The following is a 16286-nucleotide window of genomic DNA, read 5'->3' on the forward strand; positions in this document are numbered from 1 at the left end:
TTGCCATGAGCGACAATGAAAAACGGCGCAGGCGCACCTGGTCCGCCTTCACGCGACGCCTTCTCGTCGCCGCGACCATGGTCGGTGGCGGATTGACCTTCGTTTTCAACGGGCCGCCGTCGGCGGCACAGGAGACCAGGCCTGTGCCGAAGGCGCTCCACGATATCGCGCCGACGGCCGGCCGCCAGACGGCGGTCTTTGCCGGCGGTTGCTTCTGGGGCGTGCAGGCGGTGTTCCAGCACGTGGCTGGCGTCGCGAGCGTCACGTCAGGATACGCGGGCGGCATCGCCGCGACGGCGACCTACGAAGAGACGGAGACCGGCGCCACAGGGCATGCCGAAGCGGTGGAGATCACGTTCGACCCGAAGCAGGTGAGCTACGGCAAGCTGCTCGAGATCTACTTCTCCGTCGCTCATGATCCGACGCAGCTTGGTGGGCAGGGACCCGATAGCGGACCGCAATATCGATCGGCGATTTTTCCGCGCGATGAAAAGCAGGCGAAGGTTGCCACCGACTATATCGCGCAACTGGATGCGAGCGGCGTTTTCAGCCGCTCGATTGCGACGACCATCGAGGACGGGAAGACCTTTTACCCGGCCGAGGCGTATCACCAGGATTACGTCTACAACAATCCCGGCCAGCCCTATGTGGTCATCTACGAGAAACCGAAGATCGGCGCGCTGCATCGTCTGTTTCCGGGCCTCTATCGGCAGAAGCCGGTGCTTGTGGCGGACAGCGCTTCTTAGCTGATGAGGCGCCGTGAGGCGTCCCAGAGGACCGAGCCAGATCCGCCTTTTACAAAGGATACAGTTTCGCGGCCTGCTGCACACATCCGCGATACGCCCAAGAGACACTCTGGCCGCGAGCACGTTTCGAGCCTTCGGCGACGAAACGCCGCTGCTGACATCAATAACGGAAGGAGCCATCATGCGTATCTTCGCGACAGTTTTCGCCATCGCCGCGCTCGCGGCGGCACCATGCGCCTGGGATAGCGACCCGAGAGAACCCTCGCTTCTTGCCGCACTCGTCTCCGGTTCCGGATCTGCAACGGTTGCTGAGAAGGGAGCAGGATTGCTGCAAGAGGCGCCGCACGAGGAGTTTGCCGATCCGTTCTTCGACTGACGATAGTACCGCCGAGACGGGCGGCCCGAACCTTTGATGCCAATCAACCTGGAGGAAAGTGACATGCTGGAGAAAACGAGAGAGCGCCAGACGACCGGGGCTCGGACAGTATTTGTCAACGAGTTGACCAACGGGATACTCGACCCCGCCGAGCCGATGCTGGGGCCTGTCGCCGATGGCGGTGTCATCATCGCGAACACGGCGCCGGGATGTTGGGGGCCGATGATCACGCCGGAGATCCGCGGCGGACATGAGGTGACGCGCCCTGTGGCGGTCGCGGGCGCTGAAATCGGCGACGCCGTTGCCATTCGGATCCGATCGCTGATCGTCACGTCCGCGGCGACGGCCTCGGGCAACGACGAGGTGGTGGCTGGTCGCTTCAACGGTGATCCCTTCTGCGCGGCCGTTTGCCCGGGCTGCGGCACGGAATGGCCGCGCACGCGCGTGGAGGGCATCGGCCAGACTGCGATCCGCTGCGAGAAGTGCGGCGCGGACGCGACGCCCTTCATCTTCACCAACGGCTACACGATCGCCTTCGACGATGAGCGCCAGGTGGGGCTGACCGTCGGCAAAGCGACTGCCGAGACCTTTGCCACGGATGCGGAACGGCTGCTGGCCCTGCCGGACGGCTCGATCCAGCATCCGATCCTGACCTTCGCGCCAGCGGACCTCATCGGTGTTGCCACAAGGCTTCGGCCATTCCTCGGCCAATTGGGCACGACGCCGTCGAAGGCGATGCCGGACTCGCACAATGCCGGCGATTTCGGCCAGTTTCTGACCGACGCACCACATGCTTATTCCCTGACCGCGGACGAACTCGTCCAGCATAAGACTGACGGCCACATGGACGTGAATACCGTGCGGGAAGGCGCGATCCTGATCTGCCCGGTCAAGGTACCGGGTGGTGGCATCTATATGGGGGACATGCATGCCCTGCAGGGCGACGGCGAAATTGCCGGCCATACCTGCGACGTCGCCGGCACGGTGACGCTGGAGGTCCATGTCATCAAGGGGCTCAATATCGACGGGCCGATCCTTCTGCCGGTGCTGGAAGATGTACCGTTCCTTGCACGTCCGCTTGACGAGGCGGAACGAACGCGGGTGGCGGCACTTGCCCGCAAGCACGGTGTCCGAGAGGTCGAAGCTGACGCCCCGGTCACCTTCATCGGCACGGGCGCGAACCTCAACGATGCGACCACGAACGGGCTGGAGCGGGCGGCGGACCTGCTCGGTCTCAGCGTTCCCGAAGTGATGAACCGGGCAACGATCGCAGGTGCAATCGAGATCGGCCGCCATCCGGGCGTGGCGCGGGTAACGTTTCGTGCCCCGCTCAACCTGCTCGACGCAAAGGGCATCGGCGCGTTCGCGCGCAGTCTCTACAATCTCTGAGCCTCCTGTATTTTCAAGGAGTTGCTTGCAGACGATAGCGGGGCCGACGTCATGTCGGCCCCGTTTCGCTTTCTGACGCTAAGGCGCAGTGGCAGAAACCCCAGGGCATTTCGTATCGGTTTGCCGCCGTCCGCGGCCGTTCAAACATTGCGATACACAGACGCCGCTTCCGAACACATCGCGGATACACAGCACACGCATGGTCACGGCGAAATTTGGTTCGCGTCCGCCCAGGCGGGTTATGTCCTGAAAAGACGGAATTACGACATTTGAGACGCGATCTTTCGGCCGTACCATTGAGGCTCCAACCCAAGCAAAGGAGCTTGAAATGAGCAAATCAAAAGGCACTGCACTGATCACCGGTGCTTCGTCCGGTATCGGCGCGATCTATGCTGACCGCCTGGCACATCGCGGATATGACCTCATTCTCGTCGCGCGTAACCGCGTACGCCTCGACGATCTAGCCCGCCGGCTGGCGGACGAAACCGGCCGCGCCATCGAAGTCGTCGCCGCGGACCTCGGCAACAGGGATGATGTCAGGCGGGTCGAGAAGATCCTCGAAAGCGATGCGAGCATCACGATGCTGATCAACAATGCCGGGGTCGGCGCGACGGCGCCGCTGCTTGCCTCCGATGTCGACAAGATGGACGAGATGATCACGCTCAACGTCAGCGCGCTGACGCGGCTGACCTATGCGGTGGCACCCGGATTTGCGGCGCGCAGCACTGGCACGATCATCAACATCGCCTCAATCGTCGGCGTGGCGCCGGAAGTTCTGAACGGCGTCTATGGCGGCACCAAGGCCTTCGTCCTGGCCTTCACCCTGTCGTTGCAAAAGGAACTTGCCGAGAAGAATATCCGCATCCAGGCCGTGTTGCCGGGTGCGACCGCCACCGATTTCTGGGGCATTGCCGGCACCCCCATCGAACACGTGCCGAGCGAGATCGTCATGCGCGCCGAGGACATGGTGGACGCGGCACTTGCCGGCCTCGACCAGGGCGAAGTGATCACTATCCCAGCGCTGCCGGATGCCGCTGACTGGGCAGCCTATGAGGCCGCACGGCAGAAGCTGATGCCGAACCTTTCCAGGAAAACGCCGGCCGCTCGCTACCGTATCGGGAGCTAGCGCCCGCTCACCTTCCGGCAACCTCCCAACCCGGACTTTCGAGGCGGTTCCTCGCCTCGCCAATCGAACCAGGAGAATGATGATGTTCAGACGTTCTATGCCCATTGTCCAAAACCGCCGACTGGCCGCCTTGGCATTGTCGGGCGCGATCGCGATCCTGCTTCCTCCGCTCGCCGCTCAAGCGGCGGGCGTCTCCGCCGGCGGCGACGTCCAAATCACGTCGGCTGCCAAACCGGCCACGGACGAATCCATCCGCCCTTTCCAATTCCACGCCAGTGATGCCGCACTTGCCGACCTCAAGCAGCGCATCGCGGCGACCAAGTGGCCGGATCGCGAACTGGTGGCGGACGGCACCCAGGGCGTGCGGCTTGCCACCATGCAGAAGCTCGCCGACTATTGGGCAACAAACTACGATTGGCGCCGCGTGGAGAAGACACTCAACGACCTGCCGCAGTTCGTGACCAACATCGACGGCGTTGACATCCACTTCATTCACGTGCGCTCCAAGCATAAGAACGCGATGCCACTCATCGTCACCCACGGCTGGCCGGGCTCGATCATCGAGCAGTTGAAGATCATCGATCCCCTGACCAATCCGAACGCGCATGGAGGCACGGAAGCCGATGCTTTCGACGTGGTCATCCCCTCGCTTCCCGGCTACGGCTTCTCCGGCAAACCGACGGAGCGCGGCTGGGACCCTGTCCGGATCGCGCGCGCCTGGGCAGTGCTGATGCAGCGTCTCGGCTATTCCCATTACGTCGCGCAGGGTGGCGACTGGGGCGACGCTGTTACCGAGCAGATGGCGCTGCAGCAGCCGGCGGGCTTGCTCGGGATCCACACCAACATGCCGGCGACCGTGCCTGACGAGATCCAGAAGAGCCTCGATGCCGGCCAGCCGGCACCAGCGAACCTTTCGGCCGACGAGCGCCGCGCCTATGAGCAGCTCGACTTCTTCTACCGGAACGGGCTGTCCTATGCGCAGGAGATGAGCAAACGTCCGCAAACGCTTTATGCGATTGAGGATTCGCCGATCGGGCTTGCGAGCTGGATGCTCGACCACGATGCCCGCAGCTACGAGTTGATCGCCCGCGTCTTCGATGGCAAGCCGGAAGGGCTGACGCGCGATGACGTGCTCGACAATGTCACGCTCTACTGGCTGACCAATACCGCCGTGTCGTCGGCACGGCTCTATTGGGAAAACAAGCTTGCCTTCTTCCAGCCGAAGGGCGTGCAGATCCCGGTGGCCGTCAGCGCCTTCCCGGACGAGCTTTATCAGGCACCAAAATCCTGGGCGGAGAAGGCATTCCCCAAGCTCATCCATTATAATCGTCTCGCCAAGGGCGGGCACTTTGCAGCCTGGGAACAGCCGCAAGCCCTAGTCGACGAGTTGAGGGCTTCATTCAAGTCACTGCGTCAACCGAGCTGACAGGAAGAGGCGTGCGAAAGCGCGCCCCACCGTCGCAACAAAGGAGAAGTGTCATGACAGGTGCAGATAGCAACAACAGAGCACCATCGGTCGATCTGAAGTTCGAGGTCGCCGTCATTCCGGTCGCGGATGTCGATCGCGCCAAAAATTTCTACGGTCGCCTCGGTTGGCGGCTCGATGCCGACTTTCCCGTCGGCGATGCGTTTCGCGTTGTGCAGTTCACTCCCCCGGGCTCGCCGGCATCGATCCACTTCGGCACCGGGCTGACCTCGGCTACGCCCGGTTCGGCGAGCGGCCTCTATCTGGTCGTTTCGGATATCGAAGCCGCGCGTGCGGAACTCGTCGAACGGGGCGCCGAGGTCAGCGACATCTTCCACCGCGAGGGCCCCGGAAAGCCAGCGATCAGCGGACGCGATCCCGCGCGCCGCAGCTACCGCTCCTATGCCACCTTCAGCGACCCCGACGGCAACGGCTGGCTGCTGCAAGAGGTGACCGAACGTCTGCCCGGGCGTGTGGATACCGAGGTGACGGACTTTGCTTCCGTCGGTGACCTTGCGGCGGCCCTGCGTCGCGCTGCCGCCGCCCATGGCGAGCACGAGAAGCGCAACGGTGGTGAGCACGACCATAACTGGCCGGATTGGTATGCGGCCTACATGGTGGCCGAACATGCGGGCAAGCCGCTTCCCGAATGAGCGCCGGCCATGACCGTCGCGTTTCCTCCATGGCGTAAATCTGCTATAAGCGGCCATTCCAGACAGAGTCGGACAGGGGTGGTGTGAGATGCACAGGATCGGCTACGTCGTCTTTCCGGGATTTCAGCTCATGGGGTTCGCGGCGGTCACCGCCTTCGAGATCGCCAACCTGACGCTTGGCGAACCAGCCTATGCGATCGAATTGCTGTCGGAGGCCGGCGGCGAGATCAAGGCGTCCGCCGGCTTCGGCGTGCTCACGAAGGCCTTCGACGACGCGGTCTATGACACCGTCATGTTCGGCGCGGGCACCGTGATCGAGCCGGTAACGCCGGGACTCGCCGCCTTCGCGCGCCATGCCTTGGAGGTCTCGCGCCGGGTGGCAGCCCCTTGCACAGGCGCCTTCATCCTCGCCGAGTCCGGACTGCTCGACGGTCGTCGCGCCACGACCCATTGGGTGTTCGCCCGTCAACTGCGCGAGCGATTTCCCGAGGTCAAGGTCGAGGAGGATCGTATCTTCATCGTCGATGGCAGCGTGTGGACCTCGGCCGGCATGACGGCAAGCATTGATCTCGCGCTGGCGATGATCGAGAAGGACCATGGCGAGGATGTCGCCCGTCAGGTGGCACGCAAGCTCGTCGTCTATCACCGGCGCGCCGGCGGCCAGTCGCAGTTTTCCGCCCTGCTGGAACTCGATCCGAAGTCGGACCGCATTCAGAAGTCGGTCAATTACGCCAAGGCCAACCTGCGAAACGTCCTCTCGGTAGACGAACTCGCGGACGCCGCGGGCTTAAGTGCGCGCCAGTTCAGTCGCGCCTTCCGTTCGGAGACCGGCCAGTCGCCGGCAAAAGCGGTCGAGCATCTGCGGGTGGAAGCCGCGCGGCTCTTGATGGAGCAGGGGCGTCACTCGATGGACGTGATTGCCGAGCAGACCGGTTTTTCCGATAGCGACCGCATGCGCCGGGCCTTCCTGCGCACGCTCGGGCAGCCGCCCCAGACGATCCGACGCAATGCGCGCGAAGGCGTTGCCTGACGGCAATAACCTGCCTTGAAAATGCGATTGTATCGCCGTGTATCCAGCCCCTGCGGTTTCTACACGTGCTTTCAATAGGACGCCGCCAAGCACACGCCCCAGATACACCAGCACTCCATTCGTGATGCCAGTTCAGTTCCCCGGAGGGTAGTCAATGTCGGACGAAATCAACCACCCGCGCCGTCGTTTCATCGGCGCAATCGCACTCTCGCTGGCGGCAACGCAGTTCGCATCGGCTGGCGCGGTGAGAGCGCAAGCGGGAGCCGGTGAGGCGCCGCGCCTACCCGCCGTCGCCCCGGGCACGAACAAGTCCTTCCCCGTCCTCAAGCAGATCGATGCGGGCGTGCTCAACGTCGGCTACGCCGAACTTGGCGCCAGCGATGCTCCTGCCGTGATCCTGCTGCACGGCTGGCCCTATGACGTTCACACCTATGTGGACGTGGCGCCGGTGCTCGCCAATGCCGGCTATCGCGTCATCGTTCCCTATCTGCGCGGCTATGGCACGACCCGGTTCCTGTCCGCCGAGACTCCAAGGAACGGCCAGCAGGCTGTGATCGCAACGGATATCATTGCCCTGATGGACGCGCTCAAGATCGAGAAGGCGGTCATCGGCGGCTGCGACTGGGGTGCGCGAACCGCCAACATCATCGCGGCCCTGTGGCCCGAGCGCTGCAAGGCGCTGGTCTCCGTCAGCGGCTATCTCATCGGCAGCCAGGAGGTGAACAGGAAGCCGCTTTCGCCGCAGGGCGAGCTTGCCTGGTGGTACCAGTTCTACTTCGCCACCGAGCGGGGCTATGAGGGCTACAAGCAGAACCGCAAGGAGTTCGCCCGGCTGATCTGGAAGCTTGCCTCGCCCAAGTGGAACTTCGACGACGCCACTTTCGACAGGAGTGCCGAGGCGCTTGAAAACCCCGATCATGTCGATATCTCGATCCACAACTACCGTTGGCGGCTCAGCCTGGCCGAGGGGGAAGCACAGTACGACGACCTCGAAAAGCGGCTGGCGCAGTTCCCTACCATTACCGTCCCGACCATCACGCTTGAGGGCGACGCCAATGGCGCGCCGCATCCCGATCCCGCCGCCTACGCCAAGCGTTTTTCCGGCAGATACGAGCATCGGCTGATTGCCGGCGGCATCGGCCATAACCTGCCGCAGGAGGCGCCGCTCGCTTTTGCCGAGGCAATTGTCGCCGTCGATCGTTTCTAGTTTTTCTCCCGCAGATTGCGTGGAGGCGCGGGGCTCCGGTTCGCCGGCCCCGCGTTTTTTTGTGCGCGGTGATTGGAGACAGGGCCCGCCGGATGCGGCGCCGCGTCATGCTGGTGTGGCGCAATGGGCGACAACCACTTTCGGATGGACTTCGTATCAGCGTGTATCGGCGCCGGCACCTGGGCAGGTTTCCATACATTTTCGGGCGTCGGTGAAACATCCGATACATCTTGAGGGCGCCAGATGCGTCTCGACAGTCGCAGGGCAATCGGGCCCGGACGGCAAACCTGTCGAAAGGAAAACACCATGAGCGCAGCTGAAAAGGTACTCTACACCGGCAAGACCCACACGACCGGCGGCCGCGACGGCGCTGCCCGCAGCGACGACGGACGCCTGGACACCAAGCTTTCCACGCCCGGCAGTTCGGGGCCGGGGACGAACCCGGAGCAACTTTTTGCCGCCGGTTGGTCCGCGTGTTTCATCGGCGCGATCGGTCTGGCGGCCGGCCAGTCGAAGGTCGCGCTTCCCGCCGACGTCGCCGTTGATGCCGAAGTGGATCTGCTGAACCGCGACGGCGGCTACTTCCTGAAGGCACGGCTGAATGTCAGCCTACCGGGGATCGACGCCGACGTCGCGCGTCGGCTCGTCGATGCCGCGCACCAGACCTGCCCCTATTCCAAGGCGACCCGGGGCAACATTGACGTGACGATCAATCTCGTCTGATCAGCACTAGCTCTTGTCACCTCCGGAGCGGCGACCATCAGGGTCGCCGCTCTTTGCATCGGCCATGGGCTGGCCGAGCCCGGTAAGCCTTGGCTTCTTGAGCTTTTGACCTCAATTTTTACATCAGAAAAGTACGATATATGATTGTTCTATATCGTATTATATGGCGTTTTCTGAAACGCTCCACTACTGAGGACTGATCACCAACTCGCCCAAAAGGCCGCCGCCGTCTCGATTGCGCAGGGTCAGCGACGCGTTGATGGAGACTGCCAACTGCTGGGCGATGGCGAGACCAAGGCCGGTCCCGCCGGTCTCGCGATTGCGGGAATCCTCCAGCCGGACGAACGGTTTCAAAACGGCGCCCAGTTGATCATCCGGGATGCCCGGCCCGCGGTCGAGCACGCTGATAACCACCGTATCGTCAGCAAGCCGCCGTGCCTCGATCTCGGCGCTGCCTGCGAATTTGAGCGCGTTGTCGACGAGGTTGGTGAGAATGCGCCTGAGCGCCTGTGGCCGGGTCGCGATCGTGCCGCCATCAATGTCGCTGGCGCTGACGGACTTGCCGGTGTCCTGATAATCGTAGACGAGGCTTTCGATAAATGAGGCGAGATCGACGCGCGTCGATTTCTCGACATTGCCGTGGGCGCTGCGGGCATAGGCAACCCCCTCCTTCACAAGGCTCTCGATCTGGCCGAGGTCTTGGATCAGCTTCTCCCGATCGGCGAAATCCTCGGCCATTTCCGCGCGCAGCTTCATGCGGGTGATCGGCGTCTGCAGGTCGTGGGAAATGGCTGCAAGGATCTGGACACGTTCTTCAAGATACTGGGCGATGCGGTCGCGCATGGCATTGAAAGCGGTTGCCGCATAGGCGACCTCCGTCGGGCCGGTCTCACTGAGCCGCGGCGTGTTGCGGTTTGGGTCGAGCGTGTCGGCCGCTGCGGCAAGGTTGACGAGCGGGCGGACGGCCTGCCGCATGGCAAACCAGCTGCAGAAAAGCAGAAGCGCGAGTTGCGCCAGCAGCACGTAAGGCAGCCAGTCGGCGAGCGGCATGACCCCCTTGGGATAGACGTCGATCGTCAGCGGCGAGCCGTCGCTCAATGTCAGATGCGCCTGCACGTGGCGGCGATCGCCGGGGATCGTCTCGATGGTGACCGGATATTTCGGGCCAGTCGCGCGCTGGATGTTGGCGGAGAGCTCCGCGGTGGCCGGATCGACCGACGCGTTGCCGGGCACGCCCGGTCCGAGAATGAAGCCGTAGTTGTCGCGGCTGAGGCGATTGAGCCAGGAGGCACGCTCGTTAGCGGGCAGGCGGTCGAGGATTGCGATCGAGGTCGCTATGTCGTTTTCGAGCGTGTTGAACATGACAGACTTGGCTGACATGTAGCGCTCGAAGAACAGAACTGTGAACGACATCACATGTGCGATGGCGAGGCCGGCCAGCAGAATAACAAAGAGCCGCGCCCTGAGCGTGCGCGGCCATAGTCGAAAGCCTCTTTCAGCAGCGTTCGCGGTCATTCGCGCGCCTCCACGATCTCGATCGGCACCGAGAAGACATAGCCTTCGCTGCGCACCGTCTTGATGTAGGCCGGCTCGCGGGCGTCGTCGCCGAGTCGCTGGCGGACCCGGCTGACGAGCAGGTCGATCGAGCGGTCGAAGAGATCGGCCTCGCGGCCTTGCGTGAGATTAAGCAACTGGTCGCGGTTGAGCACGCGCTGGGGGTGGTCGATGAACACCTTCAGCAGCCGATACTCCGCTCCGCTCAGCGCGATCACGGTGCCATCAGCATCGATCAGGTGCCGCGCCGTCGTGTCGAGCTTCCAACGGCCGAAGCGCAGCAACTGCCCGGCCTCCGAAATCTGCAGGTTGGGCGGCAGCATGCGCGCGCGCCGAAGCACGGCCTTGATACGGGCCAGCAGTTCGCGCGCGGAAAATGGCTTGGAGAGATAGTCGTCGGCACCCATTTCGAGCCCGAGAATGCGATCCATCTCGTCCGAGCGGGCGGTCAGCATGATGATCGGGATCGCTTTATGCTTGCCGGCGCGCAGCTCGCGGCTGAGCACCAACCCGTCGTCGCCCGGCATCATCACATCGAGGACGATCAGATCGACGGTATCGCCTTCGAGGAAGCTGCGCATCTGTCGCCCGTCGGCGACCGCGGTCGCGCGCAGGCCGTTTTTCTTCAGGTAGCTCGACACGAGTTCCCGGATCTCTCGGTCGTCGTCGACAATCAGCACATGGTCGATATGCTCCATCGAGCAAACTCCTCAAGTCGGTTTGGTCTTCGCACGGTGCCGCCGCTTCTGGGCGAGGGGGCTGTGCCACTTGCTCTGTCTGGTTGACGCTCTGGATATGTCGTCGGTGTGTTCGCAACATCCAGACTTGCATGCGAATGTAATGCAAGCGCCTGCAGATACATTTCGACACAATTTCACAAAGGAAACCCGCCGCTTGCTGTCAAGCGGCGGGTCGTGGGAACTGTGGCTGATCGCGTCAGGCTTTAGCTTTTGCAGCAAGCTGCGCGCGATACTGGGCGGTGGGCAGGCCGCCCCAGCCCCAATTGTCGAGATCGACTTCCTCGATGACCACATAGGTCGATTCCAGCGGCTTGTTGAGCACGTCGAGCAGCACTTGGCTGACGCCTTTGATGATCTCGGCCTTTTCCTCCGCCGTCACCGTTTGACGCTCCGGCGTGGTGCCCTCGCGGGTCACCTGAACTGTTACGATCGGCATTGCCGTCTCCTTTCTGGAACTTGATGGCACCCAAAGGTGCCGCGTTTGTTTGGAGAGTTACTGGCCTACCAGCGTCCGGCGTTCTGGCCGCCGTCCACATGCAGGATCTCGCCCGTTACGAAGCCGGCACCCTCCAGGTAGAGAACGGCGTCGACGATATCGCGGATCTCGCCCATTCGTCCGACCGGGTGAAGTGTCGAAAGCGCCGCATGCGTTTCCGGCGCGTGCATCGGCGTCTTGATGATGCCGGGCGAAACCGCGTTGACGCGAACGCCTGAAGTCGCGAATTCGATCGCGAGCGCCTGGGTTACCGAATTCAGGCCGCCCTTGGTGATGGAGGCGAGCGCGGCGGGCACGCCGGCGATCGGCTGGTTGACGAGGCTGGTAGTGATGCTGACGATGTGGCCGGAGCCCTGCTTCAGCATCTCGCGGGCGGCGTGCTGGGTAATATGGAAGAAGCCGGCGACATTGACGCTCATGTTCAGGTCGTAGTCTTCCTGGGTGAAGTCCGTGAACGGCTTGGCGGTGAAGACGCCGGCATTGTTGACCAGGGTGTCGATGCGGCCGAACCGTTCGAGGCCCTGGCGCACGACGCGCTCGGCGGTCTCGGGATTTCCGATATCGCCTGCAACGGCGAGGATGCCAGCGTCCGCGCTCTCCCTAATCGAGCGCGACGTGGCGATGACACGGTAGTTGCGATCGCGGTAGGCCTGCACCAGGGCGGCGCCGATACCCTGCGATGCACCGGTGATGATGGCGACCTTCTGTTCGTTGCTCATAGATGTGATCCTTCTTCGATTGCAACGGGCGTTCGTGCAGCCCGTCCTTCGCCCTCGGCGTTGGTGCAATCAGATTTAGACCCATCCGAGCTGTGGGAGAATTGACGATAATAGGCGGTCAATCAACCGAAATTCGGCATAATCAGTCAAGCGTGCCAGCTTCCATCGCCATGCGTGCGAACTCGGTCCTGAGCCGCGGCAAGGCGAAATCCGCGAAGGCGCGAACTTTGGGAACCGACATGCGGCCCTGCGGTGCCAGAAGATGAACCGGCATCGGCGGATGCTCGGCATCGGCCAGCACGATCTTCAACTGTCCGTCGTGGACATGGCGCGCGACATGGTAGGAGTAGAGCCGGGTAAGGCCGGTGCCCGCAACGGCGGAATCGACCGCTGCGCGCACGCTGTTGACGATGTAGCGCGGCGTGAACTGTACCGTGCGCGGGATCAGCGAACCTTCGGCCGGCGTAAAGGCCCAGGAATCAAGGCCGAAATTGGTGAAGGCGACGATCTGGTGCTTGGCGAGGTCTGCCGGCTCGTCGATGCGGGGATGACTGGCGAGATAGCGTGGGGAAGCGACGACGACGCGCCTGATATCGCCGCCGATGCGTGTTGAGATCAGCGAAGAATCCGCGAGGTGCCCTATGCGCAGCGCGATATCGACGCCTTCGTCGACAAGGTTCACGAAGCGGTCGAGCAGCAGCAACCTGGCCGAAACCGCCGGGTAGAGATTGAGGAAGTCGTCGAGGATCGGGCGCAGCATCTCTTCACCGAGGATCGGCGGCGAAGAGATCGTTACCGTGCCGCGCGGAGCCGCGCGCTCGCCGCCTGCGAGCATATCGGCCTCTTCGAGATCGACCAGCACCCGCCGGCAGGCTGCTGCATAGCGCTGGCCCGCTTCACTGAGTTTCAGCGAGCGGGTCGTCCGGTGCAGCAGTTCGACACCGACATGGGCTTCGAGCAGGTTCAGCGCGCGGCTGACGGCCGTTGGCGATCGCTTCAGCCGACGGGCCGCACCCGCAAGGCTGCCTTCGTCAATCGCCGTGACGAAGACCTTCATCGCATCGATACGATCCATTCTGCCGACTTTCGCAAGAGATGACGTCAATCAGCAAGAATTCGTCTGCAAGACGGCGGAAGTAAAGGGCCGACAGCACTGCATAGGAGAGTGCTGTAACTTCTGAGCTACGCCGGAAAGAGGCGAGCGATCAAATCGGACGCGGAGCCCTGCCAAAGCTCGCCCTTGCCGGTTCCCGACCACAAGGACAGAAAGTCTGGCGACCCCTTCGCCGTGGACGCCGCTCTGATGTCACGCGTGAACTTGTTCTGGGCCGGAAAGGGCATTACGGCGGCGGCATCCACCTCGTTCATGAAACGGTTTTCGACGCCGCGCGCAAACCGGCCGGAAAAGGCCCGCGTCGTTCGCGTCTTCCGCTCCGTGCCCTCTAGCGCCGCGCGATAGGGGGCCGACGTCCCAGCTTCGGCGGTCTTGAGGAAGGCCGTACCCATCTGCACGGCGCTGGCGCCTTTTGCGAGAACGGCTTGGATGTCGGAACCCGTCATGATCCCCCCCGCGGCGATGAGCGGTACCTTGACCTTTCCCAGGCTCCAGGCGAGCAGGTCTTCAAGGCCGATTTCGCTGTCTTCCGCGGACGGGTCGAAGATACCCCGATGCCCGCCGGCCTCGTACCCCTGCAGCGTGATGGCATCGACGCCGCTCTCTTCGAGTGCCAGGGCTTCCTCGGGCGTCGTTGCCGTGCCGATGATCAGCATTCCTGCGTCACGAGCAGCGCGCATGTGCTCGGCGGGCAGAACGCCAAAGACGAAGCTCAGCGCCGCAGGCTTTGCCCGCAGCACCGCCTCGAACTGCGCGTCGAAATCCTCTTCGTAGGGCGCTGCAAATTCCGGCGTGGGCAGGCCGAGTTCGACGCGGTATCCCGCCGTCGCGCGCCGGGCGCGCTCGAGCGCCGCCGCGTCGATCTTCGGCTGCGGATGCTGGATGAAGAGGTTTATGGCGAAGGGACAATCGGTTCGGGCACGCACGGCCTGGGCGAACTCTGCGATCGCCGGCGGGCTCGAATAGGCCGCGCCGATCGAGCCGAGCGCGCCGGCGGCGGAAGAGGCTGCCACGAGCGCCGGCGACGAAGGACCTCCGGCCATCGGCGCAACGATCAGGGGATGTCTCAGGCCGAGTTTCGAAAGGGTGCCTTGCATAGTCGTGTCCTCGCTGCGTGTTGCCTGCCATCTGGCAGCGCTGCAGAGGTAGGGTGAGCGGTTACGGACGCAAGGGCAGGCGCCACAGTTCACCCGAATATCTTGTGCGTCGCTCGCGGCAGGTATGGCGGAGGCGATGGCCCCCTCGGGACCGTCGATCGCGCGGCAACTGTTGCAACACAGTCGGTTGACTGGCACTGTCGCTCGGTGGCGAGAGACCTTTCCAAGGAGCCCGCGATGTCGCGACAGACGGACAAGCAAGAGACACTTCCGAGCCTTGTCGAACACTACCGGCCCGTGCAGCTGAAGGCCGTGCTTGCGGCTCGCGCAATAAAGCACCGCGAGCCTCCGCCGCCACCGGAAGAGCGCCAATACGGATCGCAATTGCCGGAGGGATTTCACCTGCCGCAATCTGTCTACGACGACTGAGCGCCGGCTCCGCCCTCAGTTCGTTGCCAGCGTCCAGGCCATGCCGGCGAGCGCGCAGGCAAGCAGCGTGGTTATGACCGACACATTGAAGCGGAAGATCGCCACGCCGGCCGCGAGCGTCAGCAGCAGCGACGGCAATACCAGCGACCCTAGGACCGGAATATCGAGCGCCAACGGCCCGAGCGTCCAGGGGGCGACTTCGGCAAACAGCGTGTGCAGGCCAAACCAGACCGCAAGGTTGAGGATGACCCCGACGACGGCGGCGGTGATCGCCGACATGGCGCCGGTCAGCGCGACGTTGTTGCGCAACCGCTCGATGAAGGGCGCGCCCAGGAAGATCCAGAGAAAGCAGGGAACGAAGGTGACCCAGGTCGTTAGCATCGCTCCGAGGGTCGCAGCCGCCATGGGCGAAAGCGTGCCGGGATCGCGATAAGCACCCATGAAGCCGACGAACTGGACGACCATGATCAGCGGCCCAGGTGTCGTCTCGGCCATGCCGAGCCCGTCGAGCATCTCGCCCGGCTTCAACCAGCCGTAGTGCTGCACCGCTTCTTGGGCGACATAGGCAAGTACGGCATAGGCGCCACCGAAGGTGACCACCGCCATCTGGCTGAAGAAGAGGCCAATCTGGCTGAAGACGTTGCCCGTGCCGAGAATGGCGACGAGCAACGCCAGCGGCACCAGCCACAGGGCAAGCAGGATCGCCGAGATCCGCAGCGACCAGGCGAGGCTCGGGCGCGCATGCGCGGGAATTTCGTCGCCGAGCACGGAGTCTTCGTCCTTGAGTACCGGACCCGTGCCGGCCTTGTGGCCTCCGCCGATGCGAAAGAAATCCGAGCCGGAACGTGCACCGATGTAGCCAAGCACCCCGGCTGCAAGAATGATGAGCGGGAAGGGGACCCGGAAAACGAAGATGGCGATGAAAGCGGCTGCGGCAATGCCGATCATCACCTTGTTCTTCAGCGCTCGCCCGCCGATGCGGAAGACGGCCTGAACGACGACCGCGAGCACCGCGGCCTTCAGACCGAAGAAAAGGCCCTCGACGACCGTGACATTGCCGAAGGCGGCGTAGATGTAGCTCAGGCCCAGGATCGCGAGGAACCCCGGAAGCACGAAGAGGATGCCGGCGACGAGACCGCCGGCGGTGCGATGCAGGAGCCAGCCGATATAGACGGCAAGCTGTTGCGCCTCGGGTCCCGGCAGAAGCATGCAGTAGTTGAGCGCGTGCAGGAAACGGTGTTCGCCGATCCAGCGCTTTTCATCGACCAGGATGCGGTGCATGACGGCGATCTGTCCAGCCGGCCCGCCGAAGCTCAGCGCCGCAATCCGCGCCCAGACCCGGACCGCTTCGCCGAAGGAGATGCCGTGGCTTTCCCGTTGCCGCGCCGGTCCCGGCGCGGCCCTGTCTGCGATGTCGGTCAT

At 63.4% G+C, this 16286-nt stretch carries 17 protein-coding genes; 10 read left to right on the forward strand and 7 right to left on the reverse strand.

The window, feature by feature from the left end:
* Window positions 1-5: 5 nt before the first annotated feature.
* From msrA to ASD01_RS20945, 9 genes are all read left to right on the forward strand, one after another.
* Entirely contained in the window at window positions 6-746 is a 741-nt protein-coding gene (msrA, locus tag ASD01_RS20905; protein ID WP_082573031.1) for a peptide-methionine (S)-S-oxide reductase MsrA, read from the forward strand.
* Window positions 747-927: 181 nt separating this feature from the next.
* The gene (locus ASD01_RS20910) at window positions 928-1122 is read left to right on the forward strand and encodes a hypothetical protein (protein ID WP_060530346.1); all 195 of its coding nucleotides are present in this window, start codon (window positions 928-930) and stop codon (window positions 1120-1122) included.
* 63 nt (window positions 1123-1185) lie between these two features.
* Window positions 1186-2511, forward strand: coding sequence for an acetamidase/formamidase family protein (locus ASD01_RS20915; RefSeq protein WP_060530347.1), 1326 nt, complete (start codon window positions 1186-1188; stop codon window positions 2509-2511).
* Between the two features lie 328 nt (window positions 2512-2839).
* A complete protein-coding gene (locus ASD01_RS20920; protein ID WP_060644353.1) occupies window positions 2840-3637 on the forward strand; it encodes an SDR family NAD(P)-dependent oxidoreductase in 798 nt (265 codons plus the stop codon).
* A gap of 82 nt (window positions 3638-3719) precedes the next feature.
* On the forward strand, window positions 3720-5063 hold the full coding sequence (locus tag ASD01_RS20925) for an epoxide hydrolase family protein (RefSeq protein ID WP_034799663.1): 1344 nt from the start codon (window positions 3720-3722) through the stop codon (window positions 5061-5063).
* A gap of 53 nt (window positions 5064-5116) precedes the next feature.
* On the forward strand, window positions 5117-5755 hold the full coding sequence (locus tag ASD01_RS20930) for a VOC family protein (protein ID WP_060530350.1): 639 nt from the start codon (window positions 5117-5119) through the stop codon (window positions 5753-5755).
* Window positions 5756-5843: 88 nt separating this feature from the next.
* A complete protein-coding gene (locus ASD01_RS20935; protein WP_034799667.1) occupies window positions 5844-6785 on the forward strand; it encodes a GlxA family transcriptional regulator in 942 nt (313 codons plus the stop codon).
* 154 nt (window positions 6786-6939) lie between these two features.
* Window positions 6940-7992: an alpha/beta fold hydrolase gene (locus tag ASD01_RS20940; RefSeq protein WP_060644354.1), complete on the forward strand. Its 1053-nt coding sequence runs from the start codon at window positions 6940-6942 to the stop codon at window positions 7990-7992.
* 306 nt (window positions 7993-8298) lie between these two features.
* A complete protein-coding gene (locus ASD01_RS20945) occupies window positions 8299-8715 on the forward strand; it encodes an organic hydroperoxide resistance protein (protein ID WP_060644355.1) in 417 nt (138 codons plus the stop codon).
* A 186-nt stretch (window positions 8716-8901) separates the two neighbouring features.
* On the opposite strand, the gene ASD01_RS20950 is transcribed toward ASD01_RS20945, so the two are convergent.
* From ASD01_RS20950 to ASD01_RS20975, 6 genes are all read right to left on the reverse strand, one after another.
* Complete coding sequence (locus ASD01_RS20950) at window positions 8902-10230, reverse strand: sensor histidine kinase (protein WP_060644356.1); 1329 nt, start codon at window positions 10228-10230, stop codon at window positions 8902-8904.
* Complete coding sequence (locus tag ASD01_RS20955) at window positions 10227-10967, reverse strand: response regulator (protein WP_034799675.1); 741 nt, start codon at window positions 10965-10967, stop codon at window positions 10227-10229. The genes ASD01_RS20950 and ASD01_RS20955 overlap by 4 nt, the downstream gene beginning before the upstream one ends.
* Window positions 10968-11205: 238 nt before the next feature.
* Window positions 11206-11445, reverse strand: a complete 240-nt coding sequence (locus ASD01_RS20960; protein ID WP_034799678.1) for a tautomerase family protein — start codon at window positions 11443-11445, stop codon at window positions 11206-11208.
* A gap of 65 nt (window positions 11446-11510) precedes the next feature.
* Window positions 11511-12224 (reverse strand): SDR family NAD(P)-dependent oxidoreductase, encoded by a 714-nt coding sequence (locus ASD01_RS20965; RefSeq protein WP_034799680.1) that lies wholly within the window; start codon window positions 12222-12224, stop codon window positions 11511-11513.
* A 142-nt stretch (window positions 12225-12366) separates the two neighbouring features.
* A complete protein-coding gene (locus ASD01_RS20970; RefSeq protein WP_060644357.1) occupies window positions 12367-13299 on the reverse strand; it encodes a LysR family transcriptional regulator in 933 nt (310 codons plus the stop codon).
* A gap of 107 nt (window positions 13300-13406) precedes the next feature.
* Complete coding sequence (locus ASD01_RS20975; RefSeq protein WP_060644358.1) at window positions 13407-14435, reverse strand: NAD(P)H-dependent flavin oxidoreductase; 1029 nt, start codon at window positions 14433-14435, stop codon at window positions 13407-13409.
* A gap of 237 nt (window positions 14436-14672) precedes the next feature.
* Between ASD01_RS20975 and ASD01_RS35685 the strand changes: the two genes are divergently transcribed.
* On the forward strand, window positions 14673-14864 hold the full coding sequence (locus tag ASD01_RS35685) for a hypothetical protein (protein WP_156623672.1): 192 nt from the start codon (window positions 14673-14675) through the stop codon (window positions 14862-14864).
* A gap of 15 nt (window positions 14865-14879) precedes the next feature.
* On the opposite strand, the gene chrA is transcribed toward ASD01_RS35685, so the two are convergent.
* On the reverse strand, window positions 14880-16286 hold the full coding sequence (gene chrA, locus ASD01_RS20980; RefSeq protein ID WP_060644359.1) for a chromate efflux transporter: 1407 nt from the start codon (window positions 16284-16286) through the stop codon (window positions 14880-14882).

It is taken from the genome of Ensifer sp. Root423 (assembly GCF_001426275.1).
GTDB lineage: Bacteria > Pseudomonadota > Alphaproteobacteria > Rhizobiales > Rhizobiaceae > Ensifer > Ensifer adhaerens.